At 62.8% G+C, this 16128-nt stretch carries 17 protein-coding genes; 5 read left to right on the forward strand and 12 right to left on the reverse strand.

The window, feature by feature from the left end; all coding sequences use genetic code 11:
• Positions 1-4 precede the first annotated feature (4 nt).
• Genes flgK through flgB form a run of 10 tightly spaced genes read right to left on the reverse strand, consistent with a single transcriptional unit; the run spans position 5 to position 9103 of the window.
• A complete protein-coding gene (gene flgK, locus QMG46_RS21675) occupies positions 5-1885 on the reverse strand; it encodes a flagellar hook-associated protein FlgK (protein ID WP_281849971.1) in 1881 nt (626 codons plus the stop codon).
• Between the two features lie 17 nt (positions 1886-1902).
• Positions 1903-2922, reverse strand: a complete 1020-nt coding sequence (gene flgJ, locus QMG46_RS21680; RefSeq protein WP_281849972.1) for a flagellar assembly peptidoglycan hydrolase FlgJ — start codon at positions 2920-2922, stop codon at positions 1903-1905.
• A gap of 1 nt (position 2923) precedes the next feature.
• On the reverse strand, positions 2924-4030 hold the full coding sequence (locus QMG46_RS21685) for a flagellar basal body P-ring protein FlgI (protein WP_281852948.1): 1107 nt from the start codon (positions 4028-4030) through the stop codon (positions 2924-2926).
• Positions 4031-4047: 17 nt separating this feature from the next.
• Positions 4048-4734 carry a flagellar basal body L-ring protein FlgH gene (gene flgH, locus QMG46_RS21690; protein ID WP_281849973.1) on the reverse strand — a complete coding sequence of 229 codons (687 nt, stop codon included), beginning with the start codon at positions 4732-4734 and terminating at the stop codon, positions 4048-4050.
• Positions 4731-5516, reverse strand: coding sequence for a flagellar basal-body rod protein FlgG (flgG, locus tag QMG46_RS21695; RefSeq protein WP_281849974.1), 786 nt, complete (start codon positions 5514-5516; stop codon positions 4731-4733). The genes flgH and flgG overlap by 4 nt, the downstream gene beginning before the upstream one ends.
• A 31-nt stretch (positions 5517-5547) precedes the next feature.
• Complete coding sequence (gene flgF / locus QMG46_RS21700) at positions 5548-6288, reverse strand: flagellar basal-body rod protein FlgF (protein WP_281849975.1); 741 nt, start codon at positions 6286-6288, stop codon at positions 5548-5550.
• A gap of 13 nt (positions 6289-6301) precedes the next feature.
• Entirely contained in the window at positions 6302-7531 is a 1230-nt protein-coding gene (flgE, locus tag QMG46_RS21705; protein WP_281849976.1) for a flagellar hook protein FlgE, read from the reverse strand.
• Positions 7532-7573: 42 nt separating this feature from the next.
• Positions 7574-8260 (reverse strand): flagellar hook assembly protein FlgD, encoded by a 687-nt coding sequence (locus QMG46_RS21710; protein WP_281849977.1) that lies wholly within the window; start codon positions 8258-8260, stop codon positions 7574-7576.
• A gap of 13 nt (positions 8261-8273) precedes the next feature.
• A complete protein-coding gene (gene flgC, locus QMG46_RS21715) occupies positions 8274-8708 on the reverse strand; it encodes a flagellar basal body rod protein FlgC (protein WP_281849978.1) in 435 nt (144 codons plus the stop codon).
• On the reverse strand, positions 8708-9103 hold the full coding sequence (gene flgB / locus QMG46_RS21720) for a flagellar basal body rod protein FlgB (protein ID WP_281849979.1): 396 nt from the start codon (positions 9101-9103) through the stop codon (positions 8708-8710). Before flgB ends, flgC begins: the two co-directional genes overlap by 1 nt.
• 489 nt (positions 9104-9592) lie before the next feature.
• Here flgB and QMG46_RS21725 point away from each other — a divergent pair, with 489 nt between their 5' ends.
• The 5 genes from QMG46_RS21725 to QMG46_RS21745 all read left to right on the forward strand — a co-directional run bounded on the left by QMG46_RS21725 (position 9593) and on the right by QMG46_RS21745 (position 13889).
• Positions 9593-10903 carry a methyl-accepting chemotaxis protein gene (locus tag QMG46_RS21725; protein WP_281849980.1) on the forward strand — a complete coding sequence of 437 codons (1311 nt, stop codon included), beginning with the start codon at positions 9593-9595 and terminating at the stop codon, positions 10901-10903.
• Positions 10900-11622, forward strand: a complete 723-nt coding sequence (flgA, locus tag QMG46_RS21730; protein WP_281849982.1) for a flagellar basal body P-ring formation chaperone FlgA — start codon at positions 10900-10902, stop codon at positions 11620-11622. Before QMG46_RS21725 ends, flgA begins: the two co-directional genes overlap by 4 nt.
• A 121-nt stretch (positions 11623-11743) precedes the next feature.
• Complete coding sequence (gene flgM / locus QMG46_RS21735) at positions 11744-12049, forward strand: flagellar biosynthesis anti-sigma factor FlgM (RefSeq protein WP_281849983.1); 306 nt, start codon at positions 11744-11746, stop codon at positions 12047-12049.
• A 4-nt stretch (positions 12050-12053) separates the two neighbouring features.
• Positions 12054-12500 carry a flagellar protein FlgN gene (locus QMG46_RS21740; protein ID WP_281849984.1) on the forward strand — a complete coding sequence of 149 codons (447 nt, stop codon included), beginning with the start codon at positions 12054-12056 and terminating at the stop codon, positions 12498-12500.
• A 114-nt stretch (positions 12501-12614) separates the two neighbouring features.
• Complete coding sequence (locus tag QMG46_RS21745; protein WP_281849985.1) at positions 12615-13889, forward strand: EAL and HDOD domain-containing protein; 1275 nt, start codon at positions 12615-12617, stop codon at positions 13887-13889.
• A 246-nt stretch (positions 13890-14135) separates the two neighbouring features.
• On the opposite strand, the gene QMG46_RS21750 is transcribed toward QMG46_RS21745, so the two are convergent.
• Positions 14136-15176 (reverse strand): TMEM43 family protein, encoded by a 1041-nt coding sequence (locus QMG46_RS21750; protein WP_281849986.1) that lies wholly within the window; start codon positions 15174-15176, stop codon positions 14136-14138.
• A complete protein-coding gene (locus QMG46_RS21755) occupies positions 15173-16027 on the reverse strand; it encodes an MBL fold metallo-hydrolase (protein ID WP_281849987.1) in 855 nt (284 codons plus the stop codon). Before QMG46_RS21755 ends, QMG46_RS21750 begins: the two co-directional genes overlap by 4 nt.
• Between the last annotated feature and the right edge of the window lie 101 nt (positions 16028-16128).

Below are 16128 nucleotides of genomic sequence, written 5' to 3' on the forward strand. Positions count from 1 at the left end.
TGGCTTATCCCTGTACGGCCTGAAGCAGGCTGGCGAAGATGGTCTGCGCGGTGGTGATGATCTGCGCGGATGCCTGATAAGCCTGCTGGTACTTGACCATGTTGGCGGCTTCTTCATCCATGTTTACGCCCGATACGCTCTGTTGCGCGCCGGCCGCCTGGTTGTACAGGCTGGTCTGGGTGCTGAGATTGCTCGCCGCCTGACTGCCGGCCGTACCCACGAAGGTGGTCAGGTTGCCATAGGAGGCGAGCACGGATGTCTTGCCGCCATTGAGCACACCACCATCGGCCAGCGCCGCCATGGCAAGCGCATTGGAGTTGTCGTTCAGACCGTTGCTGTTGGCTGCAACACTGAAGCTATCGTTGGCTCCCGGCGTACCGGTCAGCGTGAGGCTCCAGCCGTTTGCGGTGATCGGCTGCCCCGGCGTATAGGTGCCGCTCGAAAGCACATTGCCGCTGCTATCGGTGACCTGATACGCCGTTGCCGACGTAAACGTGACCTTGGCACTGCTGAGCAGCGCTGCGTTGGTCGGATCGGTGACCTTGATCGAGCTGACCGTGGCGTTGCCGTTGTTGGTGGTGCCCGCCGTGGTGGTCAGCGCAGCCGCTGCGGCTATCTTGGTCGGGTCGGTCTGTACCACGCTGAGCGAGGTGGCCGCATTGCGCGTCGGCTGGATGACGTAGCTGTCGCCGGCTTGGGCGGCGCCCGAGGCCACGCTGAAGGTCAGCCCATCGGCACTGAAACTGCCATCCGGATTCGTCGTCAACGGCACGCTCTGTCCGGTGCTGGTGTGCAGGTTCCAGGCCGTACCGTCGTAGCTGAGGTTGTAATCGGACGTTGTCAACTTGGAGACGTCGGTGATGCTTGCCGAAATCGCCGCGGTGCCGGTGTTCTTCGTGGAGGGCAACACGTTCGGCGTCGGCGTGCTGAAAATCGGCTGACCCAGGTTGCCGTTCGCGTCCAGGCCTTTGGCCTGCTGCGCATTGATGCTGGACGACAGCGCAATCGCCGCCTGCCCCAACTGGTTCTGCGCCGGGTTGAGCACGTTGTTGCGATAGTCGAGCAAGGCACCAAGGCTGCCACCGCTCAACTTGGTCGTGATGTCGTTGCCGGCACTATCGAAGAGATCCGTCTGGCCCGGATCGTAGACGTTGTTTCCGGTCGACAACGCGAATGATTTGTTGCCAGATACCAGGCTCTGCCCGCTCGACGTGTAAATGCTGATCGTGCCGTCGTTTTCGGCCACGGTCGACACGCCAAGCTGACCGGACAGCGTTTTTACCAGTCCGTCGCGCTGATCGAGCAAGGCATTGGGCACCTGGTCCGCGGGGCTCTGGCGGATCTGCGCATTGAGTGCGGCGATCTTGCTGGCCGTGTCGTTGACGCTGTTGACGGTATTGCTGATCTGGCTGTTGACCTGCGACTGCTGCGAGCTCAGCTGCTGGCCCAGCGTGTTGAAGACGGCCGTGACCGAGCCTGCACTGCCCAGCAGCGCGGTGCGACTGGAGGAACTGCCCGCCGAGTTGGCTACCGTGCTGAATGCACCGTAGAAATTATCGAGCGCGCCTTGCAGATTGCCGCTGCCGGTAAGAATACTGTTGAGCGTCGTATTGAGGTCGTTGTACGTCGTGGCGCGCTGCAAGCCGGAGTTCTGCTGCCAGACCGCGGTGGTCAGATAGCTGCTGTACTCACGCTGCACCGAATCCACGTTGACGCCGCCGCCGATCGTGAATCGCCCGTCGGCCTGGCCGATAACCTCGGACTGCACCACCGTCTGGCGGCTATAGCCATCCGTATTGAGATTGGCGAGGTTGTTGCCGACCGTATTCAACCCGACTTGCGCCGCGTTGAGGCCGGAAACACCGATGTTGAGCATATTCGCCATGGAACAGTCCTAGAGCTTCACAAAGGGGGTGTCGGCAAATTGACGGCATTCTTGAGCATATCGATCGCCTGACCGATATCCTGATTCACGGTATCGGCGACCGTCGTGGCCACCTTGCCCGCAGCCGAGGCAGTGCTCTGCATGGCTTGCTGCACGGCTGCCAGTGCCTGGCGCATCACAGGCCCATTGGCGATCGCCGCAAGCTTGTGCGCATAGCTGGGATCGGTGGCGTAGCCGCCAGCGACCAAGCCCTTGGCAAAACCCATCACATCGTCGCCGTGCCCCTTGGCACCGGCGTAGCGCGGGTTCTCGCTGATCATCTTGGCGTAGTCGTCGAAGGATTCGCCGGCCGAGTTGTACGCGCGGAACTGCGCCTGTTTGCGCACCGCCACGCCATCTTCGTATTCCAGCGTCGGCACGCTGACCTTCTTGCCGTCCCAACTGGAGCCAGCCTTGATCCCGAACAGGTTGTTGCTGCTCTGCCCTTTGCCGTGCGGCATATGTTGGCCCCATTGGGTTTCCAGCGCGGCCTGTGCGAGCACGGCCTTTACCGACACGCCGAGCTTCTTTGCAGCCTCTTGCGCACTCGGCAACAGCTTGGCGACAAAGTCTGCCGCGTTCTGCGGCAGGAACGGCTCGGCCTTCTGGGCGGCTGAGGCTACCGAACTGGCAGCTGAGTTCAGCTTCTGCTGCACGCTATCGGCAGAAATGCCGGCACTACCTGCGGCCCCACCGAGCTGCTTGACCAGCATTTGCGCGATACCCAGCCCGTTGCCATTCTGGGACAGATTGATCGACAGCTGTTGGTCGAACATGTCGCGCCAGGAGTCGCTGGCCTGGCTGTCGGTCAACCCATCGCCAACACCTGCATCGCGCATCGACTTCAGCATCATCTGAGTGAAGATCGACTCGAACTGTTTGGCGACTGCCGGCAGCGCCGACTTGGCGTCGCTCTGCGCAGCCGCTCGCATGCCGTTGAACCCGGACAGATCCGTCCAGGTGTTGACGCTTTGCATGGTGGCGTCGTTGACCGCCATGTCAGATCACGACGAGTTCGGCATGCAGGGCACCGGCTTGCTTGAGCGCCTGCAGGATGGAGATGAGATCGCTGGGCGCGGCGCCCACCTGATTGACCGCGCGCACGATGGAGTCCAGGCTCGCGCCGGGGCCGAACTTGAACATGTGGCCGCCGTCTTCGCTGACCGACACGCTGCTGTTGGGCACCACGGCCGTCTGACCCTGACCGAAAGCATTGGGCTGACTGACCGCCGGTTGTTCGCTGATGGTGACCTGGATCGCACCGTGCGCTACGGCCGCAGCACTGACGCGCACGTCCGAGCCGATGACCACGGTGCCGGTACGCGAGTTGACCACCACGCGTGCAGGCGCATCGCCCGGAGTTACTTCGAGCGCCTGGATCGCGCCCAGCCAAGCTACCTTTTGCGACGCATCGACCGGGCCGCGTACCACCACCGAACCGCCATCCTGCGCACGCGCCGTACCGGCGCCGTAGGCACGATTGATCGCATCGGCAATACGCGATGAGGTAATGAAATCGGGTGTATTGAGATTGAGCATCAGGTCGCCGCCCTGGCTGAACGACGAGGCCACGCTGCGCTCGACCGTCGCGCCATTGGGAATACGGCCGCTGGCGGAAATATTCACCTGCACGCTGGACCCACTCTTGCCCTGCGCGCTGACGCCACCGACCACGACACTACCCTGCGCAATCGCATACGTGTTGCCGTCGGCACCACGCAGCGGCGCCATCAACAGCTCACCGCCGCGAATGCTCTTGGCATTGCCGATCGACGCCACCGTGATGTCGATGGTCTGACCGGGCTTGGCGAACGGCGGCAGTTCGGCGGTAATCGTAACCGCCGCGGCATTCTTCAACTGCGGGCGAGCGCTGGCGGGAATGGTCACGCCAAACTGCTGCAACATGTTTTCCAGGCTTTGCGTAGTGAACGGCGCCTGTGTGGTCTGGTCGCCGCTGCCGTCGAGGCCGACGACCAAGCCGTAGCCGATCAACTGATTGCTGCGCACGCCGGCGACCTGCGCCAGGTCGCGCACCTTGTCGGCATGCGCATGCGTGGTAGCCAGCAACGCCAGGATGGCGAAGGCAAAGGCGGCAACTCCTCTCATGGCCATCGGCGTATTCATCAGTACGGCATCCACTTGGAGCTGAAGAAGCGCGACAGCCAGCCCTTGGTATTGGCTTCGGCCAGGGTGCCGCGACCGGTATAGGTAATGCGGGCATCGGCCACGCGCGTGGACGGCACGCTGTTGTCCTGGCCGATATCCTGTGCACGCACGATGCCCGAGATACGCACCAGTTCCTGGCCCTGGTTGATCGTCAGCCATTTCTCGCCGCGCACCAGCAGGTTGCCGTTGGTCAGGCGCTGCGCGACGGTGACGGTGATCTGGCCGGTGAGCTGGTTGCTCTGGCTGCTGCTGCCGTTACCGTCGAAGCTGCGCGCGGCATTGGTGGTGATGTCCGCCGCCTTGCCGCCGAACTTCAGCGACTGGCCCAGGATGGTCGGTGCATCGATACCGGTCTTATCGGTCTTGCTGGTGCTGGTTTCGGACTTCTTGCTGGCCTGCGTGCTTTCGATCAGCGTAATGGTGAGAATGTCGCCGACACGATGCGCGCGCGGGTCGGAGAACAGCTCCATATTCTGTTCGTCGTGAAAGATCGAACCGTCCGCTGCTGGCGCCGCAGAAGGCGCCACAGGAGCAGTTGCAGCCCATTCGGCATCGTCCTTGTGCGGCGACTCCATCGCGCAACCGGCGAGCGCGGCCAAGGCCAGCGCGGCCAGGGCCAAACGAGGGAGAATGAACGTGCTCATAGCTTGTCCGTGAGATCCTGCAGCATCTGGTCGGTGCTGCTGATGGATTTGGAGTTCATTTCGTAGGTGCGCTGGGTTTCGATCATGTTGACCATTTCTTCCACCACGTTGACGTTGGAAGATTCCAGCGAGCCCTGCGTAAGCGTGCCCATGCCGTTCAGACCCGGCTGACCGGTTTGCGCGGTACCGCTCGATGCGGTTTCGACATAGAGGTTCTGCCCCAGCGGTTGCAGACCTGCCGGATTGACGAAATTCGCAAGCTGGATGGTGCCGAGCGTGGTCGGTGTCGCGGTGCCGTTCGACGTTGCCGAGACGGTGCCATCGGTACCGATGGTGACACTGGCGTAATTCGGCGGCAGGGTGATCGCCGGCTCCAGCGGATAACCATCGGCGGTGACCAGCTGACCGTTCTGGTCGGGATGCAACGAACCGTCGCGCGTATAGGCGATCGTGCCGTCGGGCATGCTGACCTGCAGGAAACCGTCGCCACCGATTTGCAGATCGAAAGCGTTGCCGGTCTGGGTCGGATTGCCTTGGGTGAAGATCTTCTGCGTGCCGACGATCTTCACGCCGGTGCCGAGCATCATGCCGGTCGGCGACTGCGTCTGCTCGGTGGTCTGGCCGCCGGGCTGGCCCTTGTTCTGATAGATCAGGTCCTGGAACGAGGCACGCGAGCTCTTGAATCCCGTGGTGTTGGCGTTGGCCAGGTTGTTGGAGATCACGTCCATGCGCGTCTGCTGCGCATCGAGACCGGTCTTGGCAATCCACAAGGATGAAAGCATGTGCTTGGCTCCAGAAAAGAATTAGTTACGCTCAGCTCGCCTGCAACAGCTGCTTGGCGGAGTCGGCGTTGTCTTCCGAGGTGCGGATCGACTTCACCTGCATGTCGTACTGACGCGACAGCGAAATCATCTTCACCAGCTCGGCGGACGGGTTGACGTTGCTGCCTTCGAGCGTGCCCGACGACAACCGCACGTTGGCATCGGTCGGTGCCTGCGTACCGTCGTTCATGTGCATCAGGCCATCGCTGCCCATTTGCATCTGCGTCGGATCGGGATTGACCAGGCGAATGCGATCGACCGTCGCCACCGAGTCGGGCCCCTGCCCCAGCGGCACCGTCGACACCGTGCCGTCATTGCCGATCGAGATCTGTGCGGCATCGGGCAGGTTGATCGGACCGGAATTGCCCAATACCTGATTGCCGCGCGAATCGGTCAAACCACCATCAGCGGTCAACTGCAGGTCGCCCGCGCGCGTGTAACCTTCGTTGCCGTCGGGTGTCTGCACCGCAATCCAGCCGCCGCCCTGCACGGAAACATCGAGCGAACGACCGGTGGTGCTGGTCGTTCCCTGCGCAACGTCCTGGCCGATGCCTTGCGCCACCGCGTTGATGCGCGTGCCCAGCCCCTGGCCGAGCACGGGCACGCTTTGAAACGCATTCAACTCCGACTTGAAACCGACCGTCGACGCATTCGCCAGGTTGTGGCTGACGGCGTCCTGGGCGCGCATGATCTGCGTCGCCCCGGTCATCGCTACGTAGACGGAACGGTCCATGGCGGGCCCCTAATTAACGCGAGACCGCGTTGAACAGCGACGAAGCCAGCGTGTTGTCGGTCGACAGCACCTGCGCATTCGCCTGATAGGCGCGCTGTGCCTGGATCATGTCGACCAGCTGCGCGGTGGTATCGGCCGTATTGGACGATTCGAGCTGGCCCGAGGTGATGCTGCCGAACTGCCCGGTGTTGGCCGTACCCATTACCGCCGTACCCGAATCGCTGCTCGCCGCCCAATTGGTATTGCCGAGCTGGCGCAGACCCTGCGTGTTGGCGAAGTTGGCGATCGCCACCTGGCCCAGCACCGTGCTGGTGGTGTTGGAATAGTTCGCGGTGACCACGCCCGAACTGTTGATGTCGATGCTGGTCAGCGTGCCCGCTTCCGCGCCATCCTTGTTGATGGTGCCCGGCGTATAGTCGGTGCCGAACTGCGTGGTGTTGGAGAAGTTCAAGGTCAACGTCAGCGGATTGGAGCCATTGCCGAGGTTGATCGGGTTATAGGCCAATGTGCCGGTAGTGGGCGTGGCGATCTGGCCCGCGGAGTTGAACGTCAGCTGCTGCGGCGGCGTGGTGTCGGCGGATTGGCCGTCCACATACAGATGCGTGTCCCAGGTATTGGTCGCGGTCTTGACGTAATACACCGTGGCCTGGTGCGTACCACCCTGCGAGTCGAACACCGCGAACGTGGTGGCATTGGTGTAGCTATTGGCGTCGGTCGGGCTGAACGGCGTTACCGTCGGCGGCGCGGCGCTGGCCGGCAGGTTGGCCACGATGCTCGCCTTGGTGGTCGCGGTGGCCGTGCTCTGTGAGCTGACCAGCTGCAGGTTGGTCAGCGTGCTCGTATCGAACGAGCCGTTGGCGGTCGGCGGATAGATCTGCAACTTGTAGCCGTCGTTGCTTACGACAGTGCCGTCGTCCAGTTTCTTGAAATCGCCTGCGCGGGTATATGCAAGGCCGGCGCCGGTATTGAGCGTGAAGAAGCCGTTGCCGTTGATTTCCATGTCCAGGCTGTTGCCGGTGGTCTGCGTGTCGCCCTGGGCAAACTGCTGCGCCACATCGGACAGGCGCGTACCGCCGCCCACTGCCGTGGCATTGAGATTCAAACCGGTCACCGCGTACACGTCGGCAAACTCAGCACGCGAGCCCTTGAAGCCCACCGTGTTGGCGTTGGAGATGTTGTTGGCGATGACATTCAGATCGGCCTGCGCCGCGTTGATGCCACTGAGTGCCTGATTCAGAGCCATGCGTTAGTTCCTCAAGAAGGTGAAGCGCTCGGACGTCTTCGGTCAGAGAATTTGCGCGACCTGGCTCAGCGGCACGCCGCCCACGCCAGTCACTTGGAGATAGGTACCCACGCTGTCGCCACCGAAGCCGACGCCCGAGACCTTGCCGGACACATACGTATCCAACGAACTGCTGCTGCCGCTGCCGGTGCTGGCAGAAATCGCGTACGAACCCGGCGAGACCGCATTGCCGTTGTCGTCCTTCCCGTCCCAGGAAAACTGCGTCAGACCCGCGCTGGTGTTGCTGACGGTGATATGCCGGATCGGGTTGCCGGCTGCGTCGCTGATCGTCACCGTCGCCGTACCTGCTGCCGTGAAATTGACGGCACCGCCAGCGGGCGTGCCGCTGGTGAGCGTCATGTTCGTCGACGGCACCAGGACGTTGCGATCGAGCAGCGACGAGGAGTTGATCACCTGCGAGGTCTGCATCGAGGTATTGATGTTGGAGCTGAGCGACTGCAGGTTCGTGTCCAGATCCTGCGTTGCCTGCAGCTGGCTGAACTGGGCCAGCTGCGCGACGAACTGCGAGTTGTCCATTGGATTGGTCGGGTCCTGCGCCTGCAGCTGCGCGGTCAGCAGCTTCAGGAAATCGGCCTGGCTGATCGATGCCGAAGCGGCACTGCCCGCACCCGAACTACTGCTCGAGTTATTGGTGTTGTTCGTGGTGTTGTTGGTATTGACGGCAGTCATCTCATGTTCCCCGTTACTTGCCCACGTCCAGCGTCTTGAGCATCAGCTGCTTGGCCGTGTTCATGACTTCGACGTTGTTCTGATACGAACGCGACGCCGAGATCATGTTGACCAGTTCGTCGATCGGATTGACGTTGCTGCCGTAGACATAACCATTGGCGTCGGCCATCGGATTGCCCGGCTCGTAACGCGACTGGATATCGGCCTGGCTCTCGCTCACGCCCAGGGTCTGCACGCCGCTGGTGCCGTCGTTCTGCGCAGCCGCACCGGCCTTGAGCGCGTTGTCGTGCAGGGTCGCGAACAGCGGCTCCTTTGCACGATAGGCACCTTCTGGCGTCGAGCTGACCGTGTCGGCGTTGGCCAAGTTGCTCGCCACGGTATTGAGCCGCGTCGACTGCGCCGCCATGCCCGAACCGGCGGTATCGAAAATCTTGAAGAGAGAGGACATCAGCTCTGGCCCTCGGTAATGGCGGTACGCAGCATGTGAATCTGCGCCGTGATGAAACTGAGGCTGGCCTGGTAGTGCACCGTGTTACCGGCGAACTGCGCCTGTTCGACCTGCGTATCGACGGTGTTGCCGTCCATCGACGGCTGTGTGGGTACACGGTAGGCGAGCTGTTCACCCGCATTGGCATTCGGATCGATCTGCCCCGCGGTCGGCGCGTTCAGGGGCAGCTGATTACCACTCGCCTGGGTCAACGCCTTGCGGAAATCCACATCGCGCGCGAGATAGTCCGGCGTGTCGGCATTGGCCAGGTTGCCGGACAGCACCTCGGCACGCTTCTGCCAAAGGCCTAGCGCTTGCGTGTGCAATCCGAACAAGTTGTCGTTGATTTGACTCATCGCAAACTCCCCACGGCGGTCGCCGCGAGGTGTCTGTGGCAAGTTGCGTGCCATGGCCTGGAAAGTGGCTTGGCAGCTGGGTTTGCACTGGATCAGAGAAGGCCTTCTCGTCTACTCAAGGGTTGAGGAGACGGAAATCTGACGCGCAAGAGGACAGGTAGGTTATCGGCAGGATTGGGGGGAGCTTTAGCGTCTCCAGATTTCCAACAATACCCTCCTACCTCGTCATTCCGGCGCACGCCGGAATCCACTCCTCAGCCTCTCGCGTATCAGGTGGAGTTTCTCAAGCGGAAGTGCTGAGGAATGGATTCCGGCCTGCGCCGGAATGACGACTAAGAGGGCATGAGACATGGCGTGGAGATAGCGGCTCTTCTCACTCCTCACTCCTTTCCACTCACTCCGCCCCCTGGCACACGCCTTGCATCCTCAAGCTCCGCCGTCTCCAGCCGATCTATGGGGAGACAACCCTCATCAGGAATGCTTTCGTCCATGAGTTTTATCCGCAGCAAGCAACTCGCCGCACTGGCTCAGGCAGCCGCCAAAGGCCATACCGCGCAGGTCGAGCGTCTGTCGCGCGAGTATCCGGCGATGGCGGACGCATTGGCTCCCTTGCTTGCGCTGGCCAGGCCGAGCGAACCGGCAGCGGTGGCGCTGCAGGCGGTAGAGCAACAGAGTCTGATGCTCAACGCGGCGCAGGCGCTATTGCGCGAACACCAGGCGCTGGAAGAAGCCACCGGCGAGAGCCGGGCCGGCGTCGGACGTTTGACGGATGGGGGCGCCGGGATTTCGTCGGGGTTGCAGCAAACCGTCAATGGCATCGAGCAGGCCCGGGAAACCACCCGCCACGGTGCGGCGACGGTAAACGAAGTCGATGGGCAGCTGCGCCTGCTGCGCAGCGCGCTGTCGGCCATGAATCGCAACCAGGCCAAACTGGCCGAACAGGTCGCGCAGATCCGCAAGCTCACCGCGAGCGTGCAGGAGATTGCCCATCAGACCAACCTGGTCGCCCTGAATGCGGCGATCGAAGCCGCGCGCGCGGGCGAAGCCGGCAAGGGCTTTGCCGTGGTTGCCGACGAGGTGAAGCAGCTGGCCGAAAAAACCAGCCAGGCCACCGGCGAGATCGAAGCGGTAACCGGTTCCATCGGCGATTTCTCGCAACAGCTCGACGGCGACGTGCAGCAAGGCATGCGCCGCCTGGAGAACGCACAGGAACGCATCACCCACACCGCCAGCGCATTGCGCGAGGGCGCGGAGACCTTGCATGGCGCGATGACGCGCCTGCAAAACGTACAACAAAGCTCGGATTCGCAAAGCGCACGCATCGCCGGTTCGCAGGCCGCACTCGGTGTCTTGCAGAAACGTACGGTCGAAGCGCGTCGCCAGGCCGAGGCGCTGGACCGCGCCTGCGTGTTGTCGCACCGCTTGTGCCTGGGTTGGCTCGACCAGGATGCGGAGCATTCCCTGGCCGGCCTCAGTTTGAGCTTGCGCGAGTCGATCCAGGGCTTGCGACAGGCGATGGAGCTGGCCTTGCACGAACCGGCCGCACTCGACCGCCGCTGGTTCGACACCGCCGTACTCGATCATGTACTTGCACGCCTCGCCGACAAGCACGCCGCCCATCCGGCCGCCGAGCAGTTAATGGCCGCGGGCCAGCGCTTGAGCACCCATGCCGGCGCCTTCGTCAGCCTGATCAGCCAAGGCGATCTGCAACGCGCGGCCGATTACCCCAACCGAGTCGAAGCCGAACGCGAAACCATTCATCAGCAACTGGGCGTGCTGCTCGCGGATGCGGTTGCATGAGGTTTGTTCCGCGCAGCCCCTTGAGCTACGCCACAGCGTTCGCGCTGCTGGGCGCGGCCTGGGCGTGCGCCATGCCGGCGCAGGCCGCGCCCTCCTCGCCGGATCGTCTGCGTCAGGCCGCCGAGGATGCGTTGCGTCAGCACTACGCCGCATCGGGCAGCCGCGCGGAGGTGCAGGCAGACAAGCTTGACTCGCGCCTGCAGTTGGCCGAGTGCACCGCACCACTGAAAACAGCCATATCCAACGAGGCCCGCCCTTCCGCACGCATGGCCGTGGAAGTCAGTTGCCCCATGGCGGGCGGCTGGAAGATCCGCGTGCCGGTACGCCTGCAGCTTTATCGCCAGGTACTGGTGACCACGCGCCCCCTGCAACGCGGCGACGGCATCACCGCGGCCGACGTGCATGGCGAGGAACGCGATATCACACGGCTGGGCTATGGCTATATCGATTCGCTCGACCAGGTGGCCGGACGCTCGCTGGCCCGGCCGCTCATGGCCGGCAGTGTGCTCACGCCCAGCGCCATGGGCAGCCGCCAGACCGTAAAGGCCGGCGACCATGTTCAGATGATTGCCCGTATCAGCGGCATCGAGGTACGCGCCACCGGCGTAGCCCTCGGCAGCGGCGACACCGGCGCACGCCTGCGCGTGCGCAACGACAGCTCCGGGAAGCCGATCGACGCTATCGTGCGTGGGGCTGGGCTGGTGGAGGCGCTTCCGTGACCCAGTATGCATTAACCTGCCCGACCGGCGGCACGAGGAGCCTAAAGTTTCCCGTCAGCCAGCCGATAGCTTCCATAGGCAAGACCCGAAACCCATCGAGTCAGGGACTACGAGACCAGCCATGAACACCACCATCACCTCCAACGGACTGCCGGTTCTGCCGCAGACCCAAAGTGGTCAGAGCGGCGGCAGCACTCAGGACGCCACGGCGGCCAGCGCCAAGCCGGTGACCGGGCCGGCCAACGACAGCGTCAAGCTGACCGACTCGGCGCGCGCGCTGACCCAGGCGGCGCAAGGCGGCAGCGAAGTCGACCAGCAGAAGGTCGACAAGATCCGCCAGTCGATCGCCGACGGCAGCTACAAGCCCAATCCGGCCAATATTGCCGACAAGCTGATTTCGCTCAATACCCAGCTCGGCGGCAAGTAAGCGCATGGGCTCACGGCTGCTCGCGGAAATGAACGACGCGCTGTCGGCCGTGCTGGCCGATATGCAGGGCGCCGTCGCCGACCTGGACCAGGTGCTGAGCGACGAGCGCGCCGCACTGGACCGGGCCGACGCCGATGCGCTCAATCGCGCCGGCGAACGCAAGCAGAGCCTGATGCACCAACTGGAACAGCTCGATGGCGAACGCCTGCAGCTGACCCAGAACATCGATTCGCACAACGAAAACCATCAGCAGACCTGGTCAGGCATTCTCAAGACGCTGGCGGCATGCCAGCAGGCCAACCAGCGCAACGGCGATATCGTCGAACAACGGCTTCAACACGTCAGGCGCGCCTTGTCCGTCCTTACCGGCGGCAAAGACGAAGTCAACGTATACAACCCGGCAGGCAAGGTGCGCGGCGGCTTTCGATCGCTACCGCTTGCGCAAGCCTGATCGCGGTTCAAAACGAGCACATCCAGGGGACCGTCGCTTTCCATAGCGGCGACGGTGGAATGATTCGCAGGGGACCGTTCGCCAGAGCGCCTGTGCAGACATTGATGAGTCTTCATGAGTGATACCACCGTTGCCAGCACCGTGCCTGAAGCCTATCTAGCCGCCACCTTTAACGAAGTCCCGCTCCCGGTCGTCCGCGTGCCGATGCTGGACCGCGAACATCAGCTGGTCGCCTACGAGTTGTTGATCCAGGGCGACGGCGATGACGAATCGAACCTGATGCGTCGCGTTCTATCGACCATCATCGACGGCTCGGTCACACGCCTGGCGCGCGATAACCGCGTCTTCGTGCGGCTGTCGCACGAGCTGGTGATGGAGCAGTCGGAGCTGGTGTTGCGCTACCCGCGCATCGGCCTGGTGATCGACTCGGCCTGGGCCGAGGATGAAGCGATGATGGGACGCCTGCAGATGCTGTCGCAGCGCGGCTGCGCGCTGATGCTGGACCTGGGCGCAGATCCGATCCCTCAGGTCGGCGGCGACCGCTCGGCCAATATCCTGCTCAGCTTCGTGCGCTTCGTGCGCCTGGATGCCAAGCAGCTCGATCCGGCCACGCTGCGCGACCATTGCGAACAACTGCATGCACGCGGCCTGCAGGTCATCGCCGGCCATGTCGAAGATCATGAAACCTGCCAGCGTTGCATGGAGCTGCCATTCGCGGCGATCCAGGGCGGTTACCTGCTGCTGCCGGAAAAGGTGGATGTGCCGGTACTCACCGCCAATCGCCTGAGCGTGCTGCGCCTGTTGCGCGCGCTGGAGGAAGAATCGGCGGGCCCGGTCGAGCTGGGCCAGGTCATTCGTAACGACGCGATCCTGAGCTACAAGCTGCTCGGCTGCGTCAACTCGGCGTACTTCGCGCTGCCCAAGCAGTTGAAGTCGGTCGAGCAGGCGGCGATCTTTTTCGGTCTCAACCGCATGCGTAACTGGATCAGCACGATGGCGCTGAGCGGCATGAACGATCGCCCACCCGAATTGCTGCGTGCCGCACTGATTCGTGCACACATGTGCGAACAGCTGGCGCAGGGCATGCCGCGCGCCGAACGCGAAATGGCATTTACCGCCGGCCTGTTCTCGCTGCTGGATACGCTGATGTGCGCGCCGCTGGATTTCCTGCTCGAGCATCTGCCGTTGGCACCGGATATCCGCAACGCGCTGGTCGGCCGTCGCGGCCCGTTCGCTCCACTGCTCGACCAGGTCGTGCAATGGGAAGCCGGCGACATGCGCAACAACGGCACGCAACCGCAACAGATCCGCCGCATGGCCGGCATCTATCTGGAAGCGACGCGATGGGCCGACCATGTGTATTCGTTTGCGGAACAGCGGCCGAATTGAGTTGATTGAATTGGATGCAATAAAAAAGCGGAGCCTGGCTCCGCTTTTTTATTGCCAGCTTGAGACTCACTCTCTCTAAACTCGTCATTTCGGCGCAGGCCGGAACCCAGTGACGAAACACTCAGCTTTTCGCGATAGGTGAAAGGCTTTTTGTAGGCTATGGCAAAAATCGAATCCTGGGCCCACTGGGTTCCGGCCTACGCCGGAATGACGATCACGGGAGAGCAACCGCAATACGTGTAGCGCTTAAAGCGCGCGTCGAACCCGCAATCTCCAGGCGATGATCCCAAGTCCAACCAGCGCCGCCAGCAACCACCCGGCCGCCAACATCATCTCGTCGCCGATCCAGCAGATACCGGCCACGGCCGCGACTACCGCCACGCCAATACCCAATGCCAACAGTGGCTCACGCCGTGGTGCCTGCAATAGCAAGAACGCAGCAAACACACCGAGCAGCACCGAAACAATCCGCCGCACCCACAACAACGAGGGCGCTGGGGGCACATCAGGCAGGACATCGTCGAGTCGGCGGTCGCCGATCTGCACATCGAAGCCCTTGCCATCGGACGCATCCGCCGCCGGCACCAGCCGATCGCCACTGACACGAGCGAAAACCGTCACCGTCTGTACCGGTATGGCCTCCCAGCTGACCCGAATATCGCCGAGCCGCGGATCGCCGGGCCTCGCGCTCGTGACCAGATGGTTGTCGTTCAACGTAAACGTCGCCGCCATATTGGACGGCAAGTTCTTTATATCCGGAGTGACCGGCTCACCGCCGGGCAAGGCATGCACCAGAGCGGGCCCCAGCGCCAGGCCATTCATGCGCACCAGCCCCGCATCGAACTGCTTGCCTTCGATCGGGAAGGCGCCGGGATTCTCGTGCCCCCTGGGCTGCGCGAACCGGCTCGAATCCAGCGGGCGATCGACCCAGTCCACTTCGTAGTGCACCTGGTCGCCAATGCGCACTTCGCGCCATTGGTACATCTCCACATGGCGCACCAGCACCGGCGTTTTCGCATGCTGGTTGAAATCCGGGTCGTACGGCGACTCGATCACCTGCGGCTCGCCGGCAACGCGCACCATGTGGCCGTACTGACCCGGCTGCACGCGCTCCTCGCTGCCGAGATCCAGAATCTGGCCACCATGGCGTTCCGACGCCGCCATGTGGACGGCCAGACTCTTTTCCGTCGTCGCGGCCAGACCGATGCCGGCGAGCAGAAGCAACGCGCCAAGCGCGCGCTGAATCCAGATCGATACGCTCAGATCCTCGCCCCGGCCGAACCTCATGCGATAACTACCCCTTTGAGTTCACGTTGTTCGTCGGCGGTGCCGTAGCGGCCACGCTCGTCCCGGGTCACGCGCGCCATGGCGCAGTCGTGATCGTGCGTGAAGAAAAGCTGCACCCCGCGCTCGAGCTTGTCGTCGAGAAACCCCCGCTTCTCGTCGATCAATTTCTCAGGCCACCGATCGTAGCCCATGGTAATGGGCAGGTGCACCCAGAAGCGACCGGGGATAAGGTCGGCGCAGAACACCACCTTGCCGACCTCGGCCAGCATCAGACCGGGCGTATGGCCATCCGAATAGCTCAGGCGCACGGCTTCGCCCAGAACCTTGGAATAGTCGCCTTCGACCAGTTCAAGCCGGCCGCTGCTTTCGAGCAGATCGCACAGCTCGGGAATGAACGATGCACGATCGCGCGGATGCGGATGCCGCGCGCGCTGCCAATGCTCGGCGCCGACGACAAAAGTCGCCTTGGGAAACAACAGGCTCGGCGCCTGCCCTTCCTGCCAGGGCGCAAGCAAGCCGCCGGCATGATCGAAATGCAGATGCGACAGCACCACGACATCGATGTCTTCGTGGGTGAGGCCCGCCTCGGCCAGCGAATCGAGCAACACGTGTTTTTCTTCGACGACGCCATAACGTTCGCGCAAGGCGGGCTCGAAGAAAGCGCCGATACCGGTTTCGAAAAGTACATTGCGACCGTCGAGGTCTTTTACCAACAGGCAGCGGCAGGCCAACGGAATGCGATTTTGTTCGTCGGTAGCGATCCAGCGCGACCACAATGCCTTCGGCGCATTGCCGAACATCGCGCCGCCGTCGAGGCGCTGCGAGTTACCGATGAGTGACCATAGCTGCATATAAATCCCCAGTCTGGCTAGCTTGTAGGAGCGGCTTCAACCGCGACACGCGGTTACGTCACGGCTTGTCGCGACTGAAGTCGCTCCTACAAAACTTCCGA

Origin of the sequence: Dyella sp. GSA-30 (assembly GCF_027924605.1) — a bacterium.
In the GTDB taxonomy this organism is placed as follows: Bacteria; Pseudomonadota; Gammaproteobacteria; order Xanthomonadales; family Rhodanobacteraceae; genus GSA-30.

Bases quoted from the DNA above. Each gene is read 5' to 3' on its own strand.
- QMG46_RS21745 (WP_281849985.1), top strand. From the start codon at position 12,615: ATGAGTGATACCACCGTTGCCAGCACCGTGCCTGAAGCCTATCTAGCC.
- flgG (WP_281849974.1), bottom strand. From the start codon at position 5,516: ATGCTTTCATCCTTGTGGATTGCCAAGACCGGTCTCGATGCGCAGCAG.
- flgH (WP_281849973.1), bottom strand. From the start codon at position 4,734: ATGAGCACGTTCATTCTCCCTCGTTTGGCCCTGGCCGCGCTGGCCTTG.
- flgM (WP_281849983.1), top strand. From the start codon at position 11,744: ATGAACACCACCATCACCTCCAACGGACTGCCGGTTCTGCCGCAGACC.
- QMG46_RS21710 (WP_281849977.1), bottom strand. From the start codon at position 8,260: ATGACTGCCGTCAATACCAACAACACCACGAACAACACCAATAACTCG.
- flgF (WP_281849975.1), bottom strand. From the start codon at position 6,288: ATGGACCGTTCCGTCTACGTAGCGATGACCGGGGCGACGCAGATCATG.
- QMG46_RS21685 (WP_281852948.1), bottom strand. From the start codon at position 4,030: ATGAGAGGAGTTGCCGCCTTTGCCTTCGCCATCCTGGCGTTGCTGGCT.
- QMG46_RS21725 (WP_281849980.1), top strand. From the start codon at position 9,593: ATGAGTTTTATCCGCAGCAAGCAACTCGCCGCACTGGCTCAGGCAGCC.
- flgC (WP_281849978.1), bottom strand. From the start codon at position 8,708: ATGTCCTCTCTCTTCAAGATTTTCGATACCGCCGGTTCGGGCATGGCG.
- flgK (WP_281849971.1), bottom strand. From the start codon at position 1,885: ATGGCGAATATGCTCAACATCGGTGTTTCCGGCCTCAACGCGGCGCAA.
- flgA (WP_281849982.1), top strand. From the start codon at position 10,900: ATGAGGTTTGTTCCGCGCAGCCCCTTGAGCTACGCCACAGCGTTCGCG.
- flgJ (WP_281849972.1), bottom strand. From the start codon at position 2,922: ATGGCGGTCAACGACGCCACCATGCAAAGCGTCAACACCTGGACGGAT.
- QMG46_RS21740 (WP_281849984.1), top strand. From the start codon at position 12,054: ATGGGCTCACGGCTGCTCGCGGAAATGAACGACGCGCTGTCGGCCGTG.
- QMG46_RS21750 (WP_281849986.1), bottom strand. From the start codon at position 15,176: ATGAGGTTCGGCCGGGGCGAGGATCTGAGCGTATCGATCTGGATTCAG.
- QMG46_RS21755 (WP_281849987.1), bottom strand. From the start codon at position 16,027: ATGCAGCTATGGTCACTCATCGGTAACTCGCAGCGCCTCGACGGCGGC.
- flgB (WP_281849979.1), bottom strand. From the start codon at position 9,103: ATGAGTCAAATCAACGACAACTTGTTCGGATTGCACACGCAAGCGCTA.
- flgE (WP_281849976.1), bottom strand. From the start codon at position 7,531: ATGGCTCTGAATCAGGCACTCAGTGGCATCAACGCGGCGCAGGCCGAT.